Source organism: Kitasatospora sp. NPDC059817 (genome assembly GCF_042731835.1).
In the GTDB taxonomy this organism is placed as follows: Bacteria; Actinomycetota; Actinomycetes; order Streptomycetales; family Streptomycetaceae; genus Kitasatospora.
In genome coordinates, this window is sequence record NZ_JBHWIR010000158.1 from 1 (window position 1) to 17,601 (window position 17,601).

Genomic DNA, 17,601 nt, shown 5'->3' on the forward strand with positions numbered 1-17,601 from the left:
CTCCCGGACATGGTGTCCGGGAGGGCCCGTCGGCGTTGGTGCGGGGTCCGTCAGGCGCCGGCGGCGGCGAGGGCGGCCTCGGAGTCGAGGACGCCCGCCACGGCCTGGAGGACGGCGGCGATCTTCATCGAGGCCTGGACGACCTCGCGCTCGACACCGGCCTTGCGCAGCACGGCCTCGTGCGAGTCGAGGCACTGGCCGCAGCCGTTGATGGCCGAGACGGCGAAGCACCAGAGCTCGAAGTCGACCTTCTCGACGCCCGGGGTGCCGATGATGTTCATCCGCAGACCGGCCCGCATCGTGCTGTACTCCTTGTCGGAGAGCAGGTGCAGCGTCCGGTAGTAGACGTTGTTCATCCCCATGATCGCGGCCGCGCCCTTGGCGGCGGTGTATGCCTCCGGGGAGAGGTTGGCCTTGGCCTCGGGCTCCAGCTCACGCAGCACGGCGGCGCTGCGGGTGGCCATCGCGCAGGACAGCACGGTGCCCCAGAGCTGCTGGGCGGGGAGGTCGGAGTTGCCGATGACCGAGCCCAGGTTGAGCTTGAGGTCCTTGGCGTAGTCCGGGAGGGCGGCCTTCAGGTCGTCGAGGGCCATGGGTCAGCCCGCCAGCAGGGCCTGGGCGTCGAGGGTGTCCTCGCCCTTGGTCCAGTTGCACGGGCACAGCTCGTCGGTCTGCAGGGCGTCCAGCACCCGCAGGACCTCCTTGGGGTTACGGCCGACGGAGCCGGCGGTCACCATGACGAACTGGATCTCGTTGTTCGGGTCGACGATGAACACCGCGCGCTGGGCGGTGCCGTCGGCGCCCTCGACGCCGCAGGCGCGCATCAGGTCGTGCTTGACGTCGGCCAGCATCGGGAAGGGCAGGTCGCGCAGGTCCTTGTGGTCCTTGCGCCAGGCGTGGTGCACGAACTCGGAGTCGCCGGAGACGCCGAGGATCTGGGCGTCGCGGTCCGCGAACTCGTCGTTCAGCTTGCCGAACGCGGCGATCTCGGTCGGGCAGACGAAGGTGAAGTCCATCGGCCAGAAGAAGACGATCTTCCACTTGCCCTCGTAGGACTTGTGGTTGATCTCGGCGAAGGCGTTCGCGGCGTCCAGGTCGACGCAGGCGTTGAGTTCGAACTCGGGGAACTTGTCACCGATCGTGAGCACGTTCGCTTCTCCTGAAGTGAGACTGAGGGGAGTTTTGTCCGGATTCCGGACACGTCCTACGGTTCCACATCGTGGACTGATCAGGGAAATAGCTACACTTGATGTGTCTGATCGGAGATGGCTATCAGTACCGAACCGCCCACGTCGCGGCCCCGCCCCCGCAGGGGTGCCGCCGCCAAACCCGAGGCCGCTGTGGCGAGCGCCACAGTCCGCAGCCCCCGGGCGCCGACCGTCGCCCAGCTCAAGGCCTTCCTCGCGGTCGCCGAGCACCGGCACTTCCGGGAGGCCGCCGCCGCCACCGGGACCAGCCAGCCGGCCCTGTCCGGGGCGGTCGCGGCACTGGAGGAGTCGCTGGGCGCGCAGCTGGTCGAGCGTACGACGCGCAGGGTGATTATCACTCCCCTGGGTGAGCGCGTGCGCGAGCACGCACGCCGGGTGCTCGCCTCGCTGCAAGCCCTCACCGAGGAGGTCGAGGCCGCCCGCCGCCCGTTCACCGGGCCGCTGCACCTCGGCGTCATCCCGACCGTCGCGCCCTACCTGCTGCCCACCGTGCTGCGGCTGGTCCGCGACCGCTTCCCGGAGCTGGAACTGCACGTCCACGAGGAGCGCACCCCCGCGCTGCTGGAGGGGCTGGCCGCCGGGCGGCTGGACGTCCTGCTGCTCGCGCTCCCGGCCGGCGGCACCTCGCCGACCCGCGACATCCCGCTGTTCGACGAGGACTTCGTCCTGGTCACCCCGCCCGACCACCCGCTCGCCGGGCGGATCGACGTCCCGCGCGACGTGCTGCTCGACCTGGACGTGCTGCTGCTGGAGGAGGGCCACTGCCTGCGCGACCAGGCCCTCGACATCTGCCGTGAGGTCGGCGCCGATCCCGGGGGCTCCACCACCCGCGCGGCTGGCCTGTCCACCCTGGTCCAGCTGGTCGCCGGCGGCCTCGGGGTGACGCTGCTGCCCGCCACCGCGCTGGACGTCGAGGCCGGCCGCACCGACCGGCTGGCCGCCGTCCGCTTCGCCGCCCCGACCCCCGGCCGCCGGATCGGGCTGGCCACCCGCCCGGGCTCGGCCCGCAGCGCCGAGTACGAGCGCTTCGCGGCCGCGCTGCGCGAGGTGCTGGCCGAACTCCCGGTCCGGATCGCCTCCTAGGGCGTGCGCGTGCCTCGGCGCCTACGGCTTCGCCGGGGCGCCGAGGCAGAGTCCGACCGTGGTGGCCACCAGCAGGTCCAGGGCCCGCAGGGTGCCGTGGTCGGGCTGCTCGCCGGGCGCGCGCAGGGCCAGGTAACGGTCGGTGAGGCCGTCGAAGCCGGTGAGGAAGTGGACGGCGATCTCCTCGGCGGGCGTGGCCAGTTCGAGGCCGTGCGCCTCGGCGAGGGTGGTGAGCATCTCCGCTGCGGTGCGCTCGATCCCGTGCTGGAGCGCCCGCATGATCTCCTGGAGGTCCGGGTCGCGCATCGCCAGCGCCGCGAACTCGCTCAGCAGCAGGCAGCGCCCGTCCGTGCCGGTCGAGCTCTCCCAGAGCGCGTGGACCAGTGTGGCGACCTGCTCGCCGAAGGAGCCGTCGCCCGGGTAGGCGGCGCGGACGTGGCCGATGAACTCGGCGGTCAGCTGCTCGACGACGGCCCGGTAGAGGTCCTTCTTGGTGCCGAAGGTGTAGTGCACCGTCGCCTGCGCCACGCCCAGCTCGGCCGCGATCGCCCGGGTGCTGCCGGCGGCGACCCCCTCCCGGGTCATCAGGTCGAGGGCGGCCTGGACCAGTTGCGGTCGGCGTTCGGAGGCGGGGACATGAGCCATCCAGCCAGGGTATCGCCATGGTCGGACAACTGCGTCGAGAGATTCTGTCGCTCGATTCTGTCGACTAACTTTGTCGCCTGACAAGGTTGCGCGTACGGTGGACCGCGACCTGTTCAGGCACCTGCCTGCCCGACGATCTGACCGAGGGGTCACCCATGGCCGCGTACCTCTACCGACTGGGCCGCTACTGCTTCCGGAGACGGCGGGCGGTGCTGGCGGTCTGGATCGCCGTGCTGATCGCGATCGGCGGGGCCGCGGGTGCCTTCGCCGGCAAGACCAGCGACGAGTTCAAGGTGCCGGGCACCGAGGCGCAGACCACCCTGGACCGGATCAAGGACACCTTCCCGGAGCAGGGCCACGGCTCCGCCCAGGTCGTCTTCGCGGCCCCCGCGCCCGGCGGCGCCACCACGCCCGAGGCGGGCAGGGCGGTCAGCGAGACGGTCGCCCGGATCGCCGCCGTCCCCGGCGTGGCCGCGGTGCCCGACCCGTACGCCACCCACGCCGTCTCACCGGACGGCCGGGTCGCTATCGCCCTGGTCTCCTTCGACCACAAGCTCGCCGACGTCACCGACCAGCAGCGCGAGGCCGTCAAGGCCGCCGCCGAACCGGCCCGCGCGGCCGGGTTGGACGTCGCCTTCGGCGGCGACGCGTACAACCGGATGGCGCAGGTCGACGGCGGCGAGGCGATCGGTCTGGCCATCGCCGGGGTGGTCCTGGTGATCACCCTCGGCTCGTTGGTCGCCGCCGGGCTGCCGCTGCTGACCGCCCTGGTCGGGGTCGGCGTGGCGATGGCCGCGATCATGGCGCTGTCCGGCTCGTTCGAGATCATCACCACCGCGCCGGTGCTGGCCCTGATGGTCGGTCTCGCCGTCGGCATCGACTACGCGCTGTTCATCCTCTCCCGGCACCGCCGCCACCTGGACGAGGGCCTGGAGCCGGACGAGGCCGCCGCCCGCGCCACCGCCACCGCCGGCAGCGCCGTCGTCTTCGCCGGCCTCACCGTCGTCGTGGCGCTCGCCGGGCTCGCCGTCGCCGGCGTCCCCTTCCTGACCGTGATGGGCCTGGCCGCCTCCGGCGCCGTCGTGGTGGCCGTCCTGGTCGCGATCACGCTGCTGCCCGCGCTGCTCGGCTTCGCCGGCCGGGCCATCGACCGGCTGCCGGTCTGGAAGCGGGCGCTGCGCACCGGCGGCCGCACCACCCTGGGCGAGCGTTGGGGCCGCTTCGTGGTCCGCCGCCCGCTGGCCGTGCTGCTCGTCGGACTGGCCGGACTGGGCCTGCTCGCGGTGCCCGCCGCCAGCCTCCAGCTCGGCCTGCCGGGCGGCGGTTCGCAGGCCGCCGGCACCGATGCGCGCAAGGCCTACGACCTGGTCGGCGAGAGCTTCGGGCCGGGCTTCAACGCGCCGCTGGTGGTCGTCGTGGACGCCGGGGGCGCGCCGCAGCCGGAGCAGGCGGTGCAGGGGGTGGCGGCCAGGCTGCAGACCCTGCCGGGCGTGCGGACACTGCTGCCCCCGGCCGTCGACCAGGCCGGTCGCACCGCCCTGCTCACCGTCATCCCGCAGACCGGACCGGACGACGCCGGCACCAGGACACTGGTCAACGAGATCCGCGACCAGCGCGCGCCGCTCAAGACCTCGACCGGCGCGGACATCGCCGTCACCGGCACCACCGCCGCCAACATCGACGTCTCCACCAAGCTCGGCCAGGCACTGCCGCCGTTCCTCGCGGTGATCGTCGGCATCGCGGTGGTGCTGCTGGCGCTGGCGTTCCGCTCGGTGCTCGTCCCGCTCAAGGCGGTGGCCGGCTTCCTGCTCAGCATCACCGCCTCGCTCGGCGCGGTGGTCGCGGTCTACCAGTGGGGCTGGCTGGACGGCCTGATCGACGTGCCGAAGGTCGGACCGGTGGTGAGCTTCGTGCCGATCCTGCTGATCGGCGTGCTGTTCGGGCTGGCGATGGACTACGAGCTGTTCCTGGTCTCCGGGATGAAGGAGCAGTACGTCCACGGGAAGGCGCCGCGGGACGCCGTGGTGGCCGGGGTGCGCGGCGGCGCCCGGGTGGTCACGGCGGCGGCGCTGATCATGGTGTCGGTGTTCGGCTCGTTCGTCTTCGGCCACGACCCGATCGTGCAGCCGATCGGCTTCGCCCTCGCGGTGGGCGTGCTGGTGGACGCCTTCGTGGTGCGGATGGCGCTGGTGCCGGCCGCGATGGCGCTGTTCGGCAAGGCCGCCTGGTGGTTCCCGAAGCGGCTGGAGAAGGTCGTGCCGAGGGTCGACATGGAGGGCGAGCAGCTGATCGCTCGGCTGGAGCCGGCGGAGCAGCAGGCGAAGGAGCCCGCCGGGGTCTGAACCGCTCCCGGGCGCCCGGCGGGCCGCTCCCGTCGGGCGCCCGCGGCCGGTTACGGCAGCCGCGGCTCGACGGGCGGTTGGGGCAGTCGCTGCTCGAACCAGACGACCTTGCCGGTGCCCAGCCGGGTGGCGCCCCAGCGGTCCGCGCACCGGGCCACTATCTGCAGGCCGCGACCGCGTTCGTCCTCCGGCCCGGTACGGCGCGGCCGCGGCAGCAGCGGGCTGTCGTCGCCGACCTCGCAGCGCAGCCGGGTGGTGCGCACCAGGCTCAGGGTGACCGGGCGGGTCGCGTGCTGGACGGCGTTGGTCACCAGCTCGCTGATCATCAGCTCGGTCGCCTCGCTGAGCTCGCCGAGCCCCCAGCGGCGCAGCGTGTGGGCGGCCAGCCGGCGGGCCCGGCCGGGCGTCTCGTTGCGCGGCTGGAGGTACCAGTGCGCGACGTCCCCGGCCGGGATGCCGTCGAAGCACGCGCCCAGCAGGGCGATGTCGTCGCCGCGGTCGCCGGGCGGCAGGATCCGCAGCGCCTCCTGGCACAACTGCTCGGGGGACTGCCAGCGGGCGGCGGCGATCCGGGCGCGGAGCACCTCCAGGCCGTCGCTGATCGGGCGGCTGCGGGTCTCCACCAGGCCGTCGGTGAACAGCAGCAGGGCCGAGCCGGGCGGGGCGGGCAGCTCGACCGAGTTGAAGTCCACCCCGCCGACCCCGATCGGGGCCCCGGAGTCCAGTTCCACCAACTCGGCGGTGCCGTCCGGCCGGACCAGGACGGGCGGGACGTGCCCGGCGTTGGCCAGCACCACCCGGTTGGCGATCGGGTCGTACACCGCGTACACGCAGGTCGCCAGGTGCTGTTCGCGGCCGAGCCGTTGGGCCTGCTCGTCCAGGTGGTAGAGCACCTCGTGCGGGGGCAGGTCGAGGGCGGCCAGGGTCTGGGCGCTGGTGCGCAGTTGGCCCATGATGGCGGCCGAGGTGAGCGAGTGGCCCATCACGTCGCCGACGATCAGGGCGACCCGGTTGCCGGGCAGCGGCACGGCGTCGTACCAGTCGCCGCCGACCTGCGCGCCGCGCTCGCCCGGCAGGTAGCGCTGGGCGAGGCGCACGCCGTGCGGCTGCGGCAGGCGCAACGGCAGCATGCTGCGCTGGAGTTCGTTGGCTATCTCCCACTCGCGGGCGTACCGCAGGGCGGTGTCCACCGCCAGCCCCGCCTGGGTGGCGAGGTGCGCGGCGGTCGCGGTGTCGGCGGCGTCGAAGGCGGGCCGGCCGGTGCGTTCAGGAGGGCGGCGGATCAGCACCAGCAGGCCGAGCACGGCCTTGCGGCCGCGCAGCGGCAGAGCCAGCACCGACGTGCCCGCGGCCAGCCGGGCCAGCCCGCGGGTGCCGTACAGCTCACGCAGCAGTGCCTCGGTGCGTTCGGCGCCGGGCGCGCCGAGCACCGCGGACTCGGCGGGGCGGCGGCTCAGCAGGGCGTGCGCGAGCGCCCCGCCGCGGGTCACCGGGGTGGCGGGGCCGGTGTCGGCGGTGGAGCGGGAGCCGTACCGGGAGCGGTGCCGGTCGTCTGCTCCGCTGGGCCGGCCGCGCCGTCCGATCCGGGTGCCGGTGCTGTGGTGGATCCGCAGCTCGTCCGGGAAGCCGGGCTCGCGCTCGACGTTGGGCAGCGGATCGCGCAGGTGGACCACGGCGGCGTCGGCCAGCGTGGGGACGAGCACCCGGCCGATGTTGCGCAGCGTCGCGGACAGGTCGAGCGCGCTGTTGATCCGCCGGGTGGCCAGGTCGAGGTAGCCGAGCCGGCCCGCCACGTCCTCGCGCTCCGGGCGCGCGGTCGGTTGGTGTGCCGGTGCCGGTGCCGGCACCGGTGCTGAAGCTGGTGCCAGGGGCAGGCCGCGCTGGCCCGGGACGGCAGGCGGCTGTCCGCCCTCGGTCTTGAGCTGGTCGCGCACGGCTGCCTGTCCTGGATTCGGTGTGGTCTCTGTGGTGGTCTGCGGTGTCCTGCTGGCGGGCCCTGCTGCCGTCCGGTGGGTCAGCCGACGCGTCGACAGCACAGGAACAGCTGTTCCTCCGGCGGCAGCGTGGTGCTGGCCGGCGCGTACGGATGCCCCGAGCACTCCTCGACGGTGAAGCCCGCCGTGACGAGAACCCGCTCCAGATCCTCCCTCAGGTACCCACTGATCCGCAGCTCTCTGCCAAGGAACGGAAGCGGAACGTGATCCAGATCCGCCTCGACCATACCGAGCGCCAGCAGTCCGCCCGGCCGGAGGAGTTCGCGCAGCCGTGCGAGCACGGTCGGGATCTCGTCCTGCGGCAGCAGGATCAGCGAGAAGAACGCGGTGACGGCGGCGAACCCGTCCTTGCCCAGCGGTCCCAGTCCGGGGGCGTTCCAGACCTGCCCGGCGCGCTCGGTGGCCAGATCGAACAGGTCGATCCGATGGAACTCCGGCGGGTGTTCGCCCGGGAACCGGGCCTGCCGGGCCAGCGAGAGCATCACGTCCGAGAGGTCTATCCCGGTCACCCGCAGCCCGCCCGCGACCAGCTGCCGGACCGTCGGGTCCCCGGTGCCGCAGCCCACGTCCAGCACTCGCGCGCCGGGTTCGAGCTCGGCCAGCAGCTGCCGTCCGCAGGCCAGCTGCCCGTCCTTGGCCGGGAACGCCTCGCCGTACCCGGCACCGATGGTGTCGAAGGCGACGGCTTGCAGGGCACGCGCCGCCCGGCGCCGCCGCACGTCGGGCCCGTCGTCTCCCGCGTCCTCGTCGACGGGGAACGAGTCGGATATCTGTCCGGTCGTCACGATTGAGAGGCACCCTTCCACCCGTGGCCTCCGGCCGGCTGCACGCGGCCGCACGGGAGCGGGATGCCGTCCGCCCCGGCGCCCGTCCTGCCTCGCCGGCCCACACGTTGCCGGCAGACACTCGTGTGTGTACTGGCATCTGAGAATATGCGTGATCTCTGCGCCATGGGGTCCCTTTCCAGCCAACTCGTCATGCTTGGGCCGGTGTGGACGGGGTTGCGGAAGCACGACGGTGCGGGCGGGGGTGGTGCGCGCGGGCTCCGCGCGCCGCATGGCGCGCCGTGGTGGAACGGCTGACCTGCGGTTTCGCCGGGCCGAGGGCGGGCCGTCGGGCGTTTATCGAACGTCAATCGCCGGAGTGCAGAGTGGAGTCCAGCGCCGGGGAAGCGTTGAGGGCGCTCCCGCAGCCGGGGGGCTGCGGGGGCGCCGACGCGCACAACGGGGGTAGGGGCTCTGCCGGGGGGCGGAGACCTACGGCGCTGGGGAAGATGGGGGAGGCTCGGTGTGCTGTTGGGAGATGAGGTCCGCCACGGGGGAGGCCTCCGGCACACCGAGCCGCGTGAAGATCGCGTGCGCCTCGCGCAGGCAGGCGAGCGCGCGGGCGGGCTGCGCCAGCGCCAGTAGCGCCTCGCCGAGGGTGGCGTTCGCGAGGCCCTGGCAGTAGGCGGCGTCCAGTTCCTGGGCGATCACGAGCGACTCGCCGGCCGCCTCGGCCGCCTCGGCGTGCTGTCCGGCGGCGAGCAGGGCGGAGGCCAGGCGGGCGAGGGTGTAGCCCTCCCAGAGCGGATTCTGCTGGGCCTGGAACAGCTGGTGGGCCTCTCGCAGGTAGCCCACCGCCGCCCTCGGCTCGTCGGTGGAGGCGAGCACCACACCGGTCTGGTACAGGGTGTCGGCGAGGCAGGGGCCGTTGCTCGACGTCCGGGCCGTCGCCACCGCCTCGATGACCGAGCGGACAGCGGTCTCGGTGTCTCCCAGCTTGAGCTGTGCCCGCGCCATGTTGCCGAGCAGCCGGGCTTCGTTGATCGGAACGCGGACCACCCGGCTGATGCCCAGGGCCTGCTCGAAGAGCGGGATGGCCTCGGCGGGGCGGTTCGTCAGGCTGAGGATGATCCCCAGGTCGTTGCTCGCCGCCGACCGCAGGATCGTCATGTCGTCGGAGCGCTGAAGGCTCAGGCTCTTGCGGAGCGACTGTTCGGCGCCCTGGAAGTCATTGGTGATCGACTGCAGCGTGCCGAAGGCGAAGTGCACCCGGGCCAGGGCGGCAGCGTCTCCGTAGGCGGTGGCGTTGCGCTCGGCGGTCACCAGGAACCGGCGCATCCGGGAGCCGTGCGTGGGATCCGTGACCAGGCTGTTCAGGACGATCAGCAGGTCGACGGCCGGGCGCAGCACGAAGTCCGGTCCTCGCACGGCCGCCTCGACGGCGCTGAGCAGGAAGGTGATCTCCGTCCGCAGCCACTGCCGGGCGTCCTGGCTCGTCGGCAGGTCCAGGCCTGACGAGCCCAAGGGGTTGAGCGGTTCCGGGAGCTGGTCGTCGGGCTCGATCACCTGGGCCGCGTTGCGGACGGTCGGGATCAGCAGGTCGAGCAGGCGCAGCACCGCCCGCTCCTGCTCCGTGGTGTCGCCGATCCGCTCGTTCTGCCGCTGGGCGTAGAGCCGGAGCAGGTCGTGGTAGCGGTAGCGGCCGGGGGTGAAGCACTCCAGCATGTTCGCCTCGACCAGCGCTTCGGCGAGGTCCTCGGCGGTGTACTCGTTCGCGCCGAGCAGCGCCGCGGCGGCGGGCAGCGGGATGTCGGGGGAGTCGATCAGGGCGAGCAGCCGAAAGGCGCGGGCCTCGTCCGCCGAGAGCTGGCCGTAGCCGAGTCCGATGGTGGTCTCCACGGCGAGGTTGCCGAGTTGGAGTTCGTCCAGTCGCCGCCGCTGGTCGGCTAACCGTCTGGCCAGGTCGGAGACGCTCCAGCGCGGACGGCTGGCCAGCCGGGCGGCGGCGATGCGGACGGCGAGCGGCAGGAACCCGCAGGCGGTGACCACCTGCATGGCCGCCTCCGGTTCGGCGGCGACCCGCTGCTCGCCGACGATGGCCGAGAACAGCGCCAGCGCTTCGTTCGGGGTCAGCTCCTCGACGTCGAACAATTGCGCACCCGGGATGCCGGCCAGCCGGGAGCGGCTGGTGGCGAGCACGGCGCAGCCGGAGACGCCGGGGATCAGCGGCCGGATCTGCTCGGCGTCGCGCGCGTTGTCGAGCAGGATGAGCATCCGCCGGCTGGCGAGCAGCGACCGGTAGAGGGCGGCGCGCTGTTCGAGGGAGTCGGGGCTGTCGGTGACGCCGAGCGCGTGCAGGAAGTCGCCCAGGACGGCCACCGGGTCGGCCGGCGAGGTGCCGGCGCCGCGCAGGTCGACGTACAGCTGCCCGTCCGGGAACTCGCCGCGGACGCGGTGGGCGACGTGGACGGCGAGGGTGGTCTTCCCGACCCCGCCGATGCCGGCCAGTGAAGTCACCACCACGGCCTGGCCGGTGGCGTTCATCAGGACCGTCGAGAGGTCGCTCACCAGGTCGGTGCGGCCACTGAAGTCCGATACGTCGGCCGGGAGTTGGGCGGGCGCCGGGGGAGCGGCCGGGCCGTCCTCGCGGCTCACCGGGGCCGGTACGGCCGGGAGGGCGAGCGTCGGGTCCGCCGCCAGGATGCGGGCGTGCATCGCGGACAGGCCGGCACCGGGTTCGACCCCGAGCTCCTCGATCAGCAGCTTGCGGGTGTCGGTGTAGACGCCGAGCGCCTCGGCCTGGCGCCCGCAGCGGTACAGCGCCAGCATCAGCAGCTCGCTCAGGCGCTCGCGCAGCGGGTGTTCGGCCGTCAGGCTGTTCAGCTCGCCGACGATCTCGGCGTGCAGGCCGATGTCGAGGGCGACGGCGCACAGCTCCTCGGCGGCGGCCACCTGTCGTTCGGCGAGCCGCAGCCGCTGGGTGTCGGCGTAGGGGCCGGGGATGCCGGTGAGCGGCCGGCCGCTGAACAGGTCCAGCGCCCGTGCCAGCAGCCGGTGCGCCTCGTGCTTGTCGCCCGCGGCCCGGGCGGCCGCGGCCTCGGCGGAGAGCCGTTCGAAGACCGTCAGGTCGAGGGCCTCGCCCGGGATGCGCAGCGCGTAGCCGTCGGCGACCGAGATCAGCAGCTCGGAGGGCCGGCGCACCTCCCGCCGGGGCTCGATGACGGAGCGCAGGCGGGAGACGTAGGTGCGCAGCGCCGCCACCGCCTGGGCCGGGTGTCGCTCGCCCCAGAGCGCGTCGACCAGGTCCTGTGTGGTGACCGGGCGTCCGGAATGCAGCAGAAGGGTGGTCAGAACTGCCTGTTGCTGGGGGGATCCGAGGGAAAGGGGCTTGCCGTCGAGCCAGGCCTGGACCGGACCGAGGACTTGGAAGCGCAGCGCAGAGGTCTGCGGCGTCTCCCGAAACTCCATGAAAGTCCCCCGATGGCCTGTGGTGTCGATTCCGTGAAAGGGCGCTCGGCGGTCCGCCGTGGTGCTTCAGCTTAGGCGGACGCCCGACTCTGCCGGACGGCAGCGCAAGCCGCACGGTGTTTATCGGACATTTAATCAACCCTACGATACTGTCCGCACGCCCGTGCCACGGAGGTCGGGCGAGACACATTTGATGACCGAAAGGCGGCCGCCCAATGGCCAACGACCAGAGCGAGACCCCGGTGGCGTCGGCGCCCGAGAACGCGGCGACGACGGATGCCCCGGCCGTCGCTGTGGAGGCGGGCAAGGCTGTCGAGGACGCGGTGGCCGCGTCCTCGAACACGACCGAGTACACCGCGCCGTCCGACGCGCAGAAGGCGGCGATCGAGAACGACCTGTTCGGGGACGAGGCCGCGCACGTGGTGGAGCCCGTCGCGCCGGCCACGGGCGGGCCGGGCAAGCGGTACGAGCCGGAAGGCATGATCTCCGGCCACCCGTAAGCCGGTCCGGCCGTAGGCCCCGTGCCCCTCGTGTCCCGGTCCGGGCACGGGGGCGCTGTGGGTTTTGGGCGTGCCCCATTCGGCACCGGTGCCCGCCCGGTGGCCGAATCCAGCCCGTGGTGCACTCATGGTGACCGGCGATATCCGTAACGTGCCCGACGGTGGGTGCGGGGCGTTCCGGAATTCCGGATTCACTCGGGGGGATTGCGGGTGGGAATGCTGCTGTTTGCGTGCTTTTTGCCGCAATTAGCGCGGAAGATCGTATTCGGCTGAATCGCGGGGCCCGGGAACGGGCGAGACCCGTCCGGGTTCGGCGGTCCATTCGAGGCCGCCGCCCTCGGGGCGCAGGTAGTGCTCCCCGCCGATGGTGTCCATGTAGATGCCGGTGCGTCCGGTCCTCCGGTCGAGGACGAGTTCACCCACGTGCGGCCGGTAGGCCGCGGAGTCGCGCTGACGGGTGCTCACCGCACTGCTCCTCGCTGTTCTGGTGCGGGTGCGGCGCCGGGTGGGGGCCGCGCCCTGGTCGCTGTCCGTGTGTGTGGTGCTCGGCGACTACCCAGCATCTCTAGAGAAGCTAATATCTCTAGAGATGTCAACAGTCGTAGCCGCTTACCGTCCGCCGCGGTCGCGCCTACGATTTGTCCGAGGGAGAGGGAGCGGCGATGACCGGCAGCAGTGGCGACAAACAGCCCAAGTACCAACGGATCGCCGACACGCTGAAGGCGGCCATCGATGACGGCCGGTACCGCGCGGGTGACCGGCTGCCGGGCGAGAACGACCTCATGGACGAGTACGGCGTGGCCCGGATGACCGCCCGCCAGGCGCTCGGCGTGCTGCAGAGCGAGGGCATCGCCGAGGCGCGCCGGGGAGCCGGGGTCTTCGTCCGGGACTTCCGGCCGCTGCGCCGGCGCGGGATCCAGCGGCTGGCGCAGGGGCAGTGGGGCTCGGGCCGGTCGATATGGTCGGCGGACATCGACAACCGCCTGCTGGTGGTCGACCAGGTGTCCGTCACCGAACGGGGCGCGCCGGAGCACGTCGCCCGGGTGCTGGGAGTGGATCCGGGCGCGTCGATGTGCGTACGGCACCGCCGCTTCGTGCTGGACGGCAAGCCGGTGCTGCTGTCGACCTCCTACCTGCCGGCCGGCCTGGTCGCCGGCACGGCCATCACCCGCGAGGACACCGGCCCGGGCGGCACCTACGCCCGGCTGGCCGAGATCGGCGCGAAGCCCGTCCACTTCCGCGAGGAGGTCCGCTCCCGGATGCCCGGCGCGGAGGAGGCGGCCCGCCTGGAGCTGTCGGCGGGCACCCCGGTCATCCTGATCTGCCGCACCGCCTTCGCCGACGAGGGCCAGGTCGTCGAGCTCAACGAGATGATCCTCGACGCCGCCTCCTACGTCCTGGAGTACGACTTCGACGCGTGAGCACGCGCAACGCGGCCGCCCCGGTCGCGACGAACGCGGCCGGGGCGGGGTGCGTCGCTACTGGTAGTGGTAGCGGGCCTTGAGGATCATCACTTCCTTCTCGTCGGCCCGGTACACCAGGCGGTGCTCGTCGTCCATCCGGCGTGACCAGTAGCCGGCCAGGTCGCCCTTCAGCGGCTCGGGCTTGCCGATCCCGCTGAAGGGGTCGCGCTGGATCTCGCCGACCAGGCGGGTGATCCGCTGAGCCATCTTCCGGTTCGATCCGAGCCGGAACAGGAAGTCCTCCCAGGCGTCCGGGTCGAAGTGGACACTCCTCACACCTCACCCGCCAGGGCTTCCAACTCCTCCAGGGTCCTGGTGACGCCGGGGTGGCCGGCCTTGTCGCGGGCGACGGCCGCCATGAGCCGCTGGGCGTTGGCGGGAGAGCGCAGGAGATAGATCGTCTCCTGCCACGCGTCGTAGTCCTCGGCCGACATGAGGACCGCGTCCCCGCTTCTGGAGGTGATCCTTATCGGGGCGTGGTCGTCATTGACCTTCTTGATCAACGGGAAGAGCTGGGTGCGTGCCTCGCTCGCACTGATCGCCATCGCCATGCCCTCCATGTTCGTACCGGTTCTCGGTACCGCCATGGTACGAGTCCTGAGTACCACCTGCCAGTGTATTGCGTCCATGCAGAACCGCCCCGGTCGCGACGAACGCGGCCGGGGCGGTTGAGGAGGCGGGGGCGGCTGGGGAGGCCGGGGCGGTTACTCCTTGGAGCGGACCCGGAGGCTGGTGATCAGCGGGCCCTCGGTGGTCTCGCGGAAGAAGTCGTTGCCCTTGTCGTCGACCACGATGAAGGCCGGGAAGTCCTCGACCTCGATGCGCCAGACGGCCTCCATGCCGAGCTCGGCGTACTCCAGGACCTCGACCTTCTTGATGCAGTCCTGGGCGAGGCGGGCGGCCGGGCCGCCGATGGAGCCGAGGTAGAAGCCGCCGTGGGCGGCGCAGGCGTCGGTGACCTGCTTGCTGCGGTTGCCCTTGGCGAGCATGACCATGGAGCCGCCGGCGGCCTGGAACTGGTCGACGTAGGAGTCCATCCGGCCGGCGGTGGTGGGGCCGAAGGAGCCGGAGGCGTAGCCCTCGGGGGTCTTGGCCGGGCCGGCGTAGTAGACGGGGTGGTCCTGGAGGTACTTGGGCATGCCCTCGCCGGCGTCCAGGCGTTCCTTGATCTTGGCGTGGGCGATGTCGCGGGCGACGACCAGGGTGCCGGTGAGCGAGAGCCGGGTCTTGACCGGGTACTTGGACAGCTCGGCGCGGATCGCGGACATCGGCTGGTCGAGGTCGACGCGCACGACGTCGTCGTCCAGGTGCTCGTCGGTGGTGTCCGGCAGGTACTTGGCCGGGTCGGTCTCCAGCTGCTCCAGGAAGACGCCCTCGGCGGTGATCTTGCCGAGCGCCTGGCGGTCGGCGGAGCAGGAGACGGCCATGGCGACCGGCAGCGAGGCGCCGTGGCGCGGCAGGCGGACGACCCGCACGTCGTGGCAGAAGTACTTGCCGCCGAACTGGGCGCCGATGCCGATCTTCTGGGTCAGCTCGGTGACCTTCGCCTCCAGCTCCAGGTCGCGGAAGCCGTGGCCGGTCTTGGCGTCGCCGGAGGTCGGCAGGTTGTCCAGGTAGTGCGCGGAGGCGTACTTGGCGGTCTTGAGCGCGAACTCGGCGCTGGTGCCGCCGATCACGATCGCCAGGTGGTACGGCGGGCAGGCGGCGGTGCCGAGCGAGCGGATCTTCTGCTCCAGGAACGAGAGCATGCTCGCCTCGTTCAGGATGGCCTTGGTCTCCTGGTACAGGTACGACTTGTTGGCGGAGCCGCCGCCCTTGGCCATGAAGAGGAACTTGTACGCGCCGCCGTCGGTGGCGTACAGCTCGATCTGGGCCGGCAGGTTGTTGCCGGTGTTCTTCTCGTCCCACATGGTCACCGGGGCCATCTGGGAGTAGCGCAGGTTGAGCTTGGTGTACGCGTCGAAGACGCCGCGCGCGATGGCCGACTCGTCGCCGCCCTCGGTGAGCACGTTCTGGCCGCGCTTGCCCATGACGATGGCGGTGCCGGTGTCCTGGCACATCGGCAGGATGCCGCCGGCCGAGATGTTGACGTTCTTCAGCAGGTCGAGCGCGACGAAGCGGTCGTTCGGGCTGGCCTCCGGGTCGTCCAGGATGCGGCGCAGCTGGGCGAGGTGGGCGGGGCGCAGGTAGTGCGAGATGTCGTGCATCGCCTCGGCGGTGAGCAGCCGCAGCGCCTCGGGCTCGACCTGGAGGAAGGTGCGACCGCCGGCCTCGAAGGTGGAGACACCCTCGGAGGTCAGCTTGCGGTACGGGGTCGGGTCAGCGCCCAGGGGGAGCAGGTCGCTGTACTCGAAGTCTGGCGTGGGAGCCATGGGGGCGGTCCTTAGGTTTCCAGTGGTCCGGCTGCGTCGGCGAAGCACCCTCAAGGGTAGGACCCGGCTCCGCGTCGCACGCGGACAGGGCAGCCTGCGTGACCGGGCTCACTCGGGCGCACGTGCGAGCGACTAGTCTTGGGCCGTGGACAACTCGCCGTCGCAGGACGATCCGGGGCAGCCGTCCGTGCCGGCGCCCGTACCGATGACCAAGCCCGAGACCCGGCCCGAGCCGCAGCCGCAACTCCGGCCGCTGCCGGAGCAGAAGACCCAGCCGTCGCACGCCCCGGTGGCGCAGGCGGAGATGCGGGTGTCGGACGCCGACCGCGAGCGGATCGCGGAGCTGCTGCGGGACGCCTACGCCGAGGGCCGGCTGGACGCGGACGAGCACGCGGACCGGATCGGGGCCGCGTACGCCGCCAAGACCTTCGGCGACCTGGTGCCGCTGACCAGGGACCTGCCGGGCCACCGGCCGCTGTCGTTCGAGAAGCCGCCGCTGGAGGCCCCGGCGCCGCGTGCGGTGACGCCGGCGCTGCCGCCCGCGCGCCAGGAGTCGCCGTCGATGGTGGCGATCTTCGGCGGCTCGTCCCGCAAGGGCCGCTGGCGGGTGGGGTCGCACCTGAAGGCGTTCGCGGCGTTCGGCGGGGTGGAGATCGACCTGACCGACGCCGTGTTCGAGTCGCCCGAGGTGGAGATCGAGGTGACGGCGCTGTTCGGCGGCGTCGAGATCCGGGTGCCGGAGAACGTGAGCCTGCACGGCGGCGGCGTCGGCATCTTCGGCGGATTCGACGTCAAGGAGCAGACGGCGGCGGACCCGTACGCGCCGGTGGTCCGGGTCAAGGGCGTCGCGGTGTTCGGCGGCTGCGAGGCCAAGCCGCGCCGGGGCAAGAAGCTCAAGGAGTGGGTGCGCAAGCAACTCGGCACCGAGTAGCCGGGGTTGGCGGGTCGAACGCCCGGCCGGGGATCAACTCCCGGCCGGGCGTTCTGCGTTGTCTCCGGTGCGCTCCGTAGTCGATTGCGTGCAGTGTGCATGAATCGCGGGCGGGCGGGGTAGTTCCTTCCGCACATCGCTTCTTGTACGGCTGCGCACCGGAGGCGGCCCAGCGGCCGACTCGGGGTTGGACAGCGGGGGCTCGCAGCCGGGCAGGGGAGCGAGCTTCCCCGTGTCCGAGAGTCTCGTCAGGAGTACGGCCGTGCTGCATCCGATCGAGTCCCGCACCACCTCGCCCGTCGCCGCCGCGCAGTTGCTGGAGCGCAGTCCGCAGCCGCACCCCCCGGGCGGCCAGGGCTCCCGGACCGTCGCCCAGGGCGCGTCCTCGGGCGAGGACAGCCCCTGGCACACCGGCGCGGCCTGCCGGCGGGACGAGGTGGGGCTGTTCTTCGCACCCTCGAAGGAGCCGACGGCGGCCCGGTTGTCGCGCGAGGAGCAGGCGAAGCAGGTGTGCGCCCGGTGTCCGGTGCTGCTGGAGTGCCGCGAGCACGCGCTGGCGCAGCCGGAGCCGTACGGGGTCTGGGGCGGGCTGACGGCCGCCGAGCGGCGGGTGGTGCTGGCCCGGCGCCGCCGCCGGGAGTCGGAGCTGCGCGAGGCGACCAGGGTGGTCGCGGGGCAGCGGCGGATAGCGGGCTGACGGGGCTCCGGGTGTGCCCCGGGCCGGACGCGCCGCGGCCACGGCGGGGGGGGCTTCCGCCCTGGCCGCGGGTGCGCGTGGCCCGGGTCAGGTGGCGCGGTCGTAGTCGAACGCGCGGGTGGCCCCCCGCGTAG

General features: G+C 72.4%; 16 protein-coding genes. 6 read left to right on the plus strand and 10 right to left on the minus strand.

Annotated elements, in window-relative coordinates:
* Nucleotides 1-50: 50 nt before the first annotated feature.
* Both ACFV61_RS27145 and ACFV61_RS27150 read right to left on the minus strand, forming a co-directional pair.
* The gene (locus ACFV61_RS27145; protein WP_063347992.1) at nt 51-593 is read right to left on the minus strand and encodes an alkyl hydroperoxide reductase; all 543 of its coding nucleotides are present in this window, start codon (nt 591-593) and stop codon (nt 51-53) included.
* Between the two features lie 3 nt (nt 594-596).
* Nucleotides 597-1,148, minus strand: a complete 552-nt coding sequence (locus ACFV61_RS27150; RefSeq protein WP_063347991.1) for a peroxiredoxin — start codon at nt 1,146-1,148, stop codon at nt 597-599.
* A 192-nt stretch (nt 1,149-1,340) separates the two neighbouring features.
* On the opposite strand from ACFV61_RS27150, the gene ACFV61_RS27155 reads away from it, so the two are divergent.
* Nucleotides 1,341-2,291, plus strand: a complete 951-nt coding sequence (locus tag ACFV61_RS27155) for a LysR substrate-binding domain-containing protein (protein WP_063347990.1) — start codon at nt 1,341-1,343, stop codon at nt 2,289-2,291.
* Between the two features lie 21 nt (nt 2,292-2,312).
* Here ACFV61_RS27155 and ACFV61_RS27160 read toward each other — a convergent pair whose 3' ends face one another.
* Complete coding sequence (locus ACFV61_RS27160; protein ID WP_063347989.1) at nt 2,313-2,936, minus strand: TetR/AcrR family transcriptional regulator; 624 nt, start codon at nt 2,934-2,936, stop codon at nt 2,313-2,315.
* A gap of 155 nt (nt 2,937-3,091) precedes the next feature.
* Between ACFV61_RS27160 and ACFV61_RS27165 the strand changes: the two genes are divergently transcribed.
* Nucleotides 3,092-5,278: an MMPL family transporter gene (locus ACFV61_RS27165; RefSeq protein ID WP_380494410.1), complete on the plus strand. Its 2,187-nt coding sequence runs from the start codon at nt 3,092-3,094 to the stop codon at nt 5,276-5,278.
* 50 nt (nt 5,279-5,328) lie between these two features.
* Here the strand turns inward: ACFV61_RS27165 and ACFV61_RS27170 are convergent, their stop codons facing one another.
* The 3 genes from ACFV61_RS27170 to ACFV61_RS27180 all read right to left on the minus strand — a co-directional run bounded on the left by ACFV61_RS27170 (nt 5,329) and on the right by ACFV61_RS27180 (nt 11,504).
* Nucleotides 5,329-7,212: a SpoIIE family protein phosphatase gene (locus ACFV61_RS27170; protein ID WP_380494412.1), complete on the minus strand. Its 1,884-nt coding sequence runs from the start codon at nt 7,210-7,212 to the stop codon at nt 5,329-5,331.
* An 80-nt stretch (nt 7,213-7,292) separates the two neighbouring features.
* Nucleotides 7,293-8,057, minus strand: a complete 765-nt coding sequence (locus tag ACFV61_RS27175; protein WP_079135650.1) for a class I SAM-dependent methyltransferase — start codon at nt 8,055-8,057, stop codon at nt 7,293-7,295.
* Nucleotides 8,058-8,528: 471 nt separating this feature from the next.
* Nucleotides 8,529-11,504, minus strand: a complete 2,976-nt coding sequence (locus tag ACFV61_RS27180; RefSeq protein ID WP_380494414.1) for a BTAD domain-containing putative transcriptional regulator — start codon at nt 11,502-11,504, stop codon at nt 8,529-8,531.
* 215 nt (nt 11,505-11,719) lie between these two features.
* On the opposite strand from ACFV61_RS27180, the gene ACFV61_RS27185 reads away from it, so the two are divergent.
* Nucleotides 11,720-12,004, plus strand: a complete 285-nt coding sequence (locus tag ACFV61_RS27185) for a hypothetical protein (protein ID WP_063347985.1) — start codon at nt 11,720-11,722, stop codon at nt 12,002-12,004.
* Nucleotides 12,005-12,250: 246 nt separating this feature from the next.
* Here ACFV61_RS27185 and ACFV61_RS27190 read toward each other — a convergent pair whose 3' ends face one another.
* On the minus strand, nt 12,251-12,469 hold the full coding sequence (locus ACFV61_RS27190; protein WP_063347984.1) for a hypothetical protein: 219 nt from the start codon (nt 12,467-12,469) through the stop codon (nt 12,251-12,253).
* Nucleotides 12,470-12,666: 197 nt separating this feature from the next.
* Between ACFV61_RS27190 and ACFV61_RS27195 the strand changes: the two genes are divergently transcribed.
* Nucleotides 12,667-13,425 carry a GntR family transcriptional regulator gene (locus ACFV61_RS27195; protein WP_063347983.1) on the plus strand — a complete coding sequence of 253 codons (759 nt, stop codon included), beginning with the start codon at nt 12,667-12,669 and terminating at the stop codon, nt 13,423-13,425.
* A 57-nt stretch (nt 13,426-13,482) separates the two neighbouring features.
* Here ACFV61_RS27195 and ACFV61_RS27200 read toward each other — a convergent pair whose 3' ends face one another.
* The 3 genes from ACFV61_RS27200 to ACFV61_RS27210 form a co-directional block, all read right to left on the minus strand.
* Nucleotides 13,483-13,743 (minus strand): Txe/YoeB family addiction module toxin, encoded by a 261-nt coding sequence (locus tag ACFV61_RS27200; protein ID WP_380494416.1) that lies wholly within the window; start codon nt 13,741-13,743, stop codon nt 13,483-13,485.
* Complete coding sequence (locus tag ACFV61_RS27205; RefSeq protein WP_063351171.1) at nt 13,740-14,012, minus strand: type II toxin-antitoxin system Phd/YefM family antitoxin; 273 nt, start codon at nt 14,010-14,012, stop codon at nt 13,740-13,742. Before ACFV61_RS27205 ends, ACFV61_RS27200 begins: the two co-directional genes overlap by 4 nt.
* A gap of 159 nt (nt 14,013-14,171) precedes the next feature.
* On the minus strand, nt 14,172-15,839 hold the full coding sequence (locus ACFV61_RS27210) for a fumarate hydratase (protein ID WP_063347981.1): 1,668 nt from the start codon (nt 15,837-15,839) through the stop codon (nt 14,172-14,174).
* A 145-nt stretch (nt 15,840-15,984) separates the two neighbouring features.
* Between ACFV61_RS27210 and ACFV61_RS27215 the strand changes: the two genes are divergently transcribed.
* Entirely contained in the window at nt 15,985-16,770 is a 786-nt protein-coding gene (locus ACFV61_RS27215) for a DUF1707 domain-containing protein (protein WP_244293381.1), read from the plus strand.
* Nucleotides 16,771-17,083: 313 nt separating this feature from the next.
* On the plus strand, nt 17,084-17,467 hold the full coding sequence (locus ACFV61_RS27220; protein ID WP_380342135.1) for a WhiB family transcriptional regulator: 384 nt from the start codon (nt 17,084-17,086) through the stop codon (nt 17,465-17,467).
* Nucleotides 17,468-17,601 lie beyond the last annotated feature (134 nt).

Bases quoted from the DNA above. Each gene is read 5' to 3' on its own strand.
- ACFV61_RS27160 (WP_063347989.1), bottom strand. From the start codon at position 2,936: ATGGCTCATGTCCCCGCCTCCGAACGCCGACCGCAACTGGTCCAGGCC.
- ACFV61_RS27185 (WP_063347985.1), top strand. From the start codon at position 11,720: ATGGCCAACGACCAGAGCGAGACCCCGGTGGCGTCGGCGCCCGAGAAC.
- ACFV61_RS27165 (WP_380494410.1), top strand. From the start codon at position 3,092: ATGGCCGCGTACCTCTACCGACTGGGCCGCTACTGCTTCCGGAGACGG.
- ACFV61_RS27210 (WP_063347981.1), bottom strand. From the start codon at position 15,839: ATGGCTCCCACGCCAGACTTCGAGTACAGCGACCTGCTCCCCCTGGGC.
- ACFV61_RS27145 (WP_063347992.1), bottom strand. From the start codon at position 593: ATGGCCCTCGACGACCTGAAGGCCGCCCTCCCGGACTACGCCAAGGAC.
- ACFV61_RS27195 (WP_063347983.1), top strand. From the start codon at position 12,667: ATGACCGGCAGCAGTGGCGACAAACAGCCCAAGTACCAACGGATCGCC.
- ACFV61_RS27205 (WP_063351171.1), bottom strand. From the start codon at position 14,012: ATGGCGATCAGTGCGAGCGAGGCACGCACCCAGCTCTTCCCGTTGATC.
- ACFV61_RS27180 (WP_380494414.1), bottom strand. From the start codon at position 11,504: ATGGAGTTTCGGGAGACGCCGCAGACCTCTGCGCTGCGCTTCCAAGTC.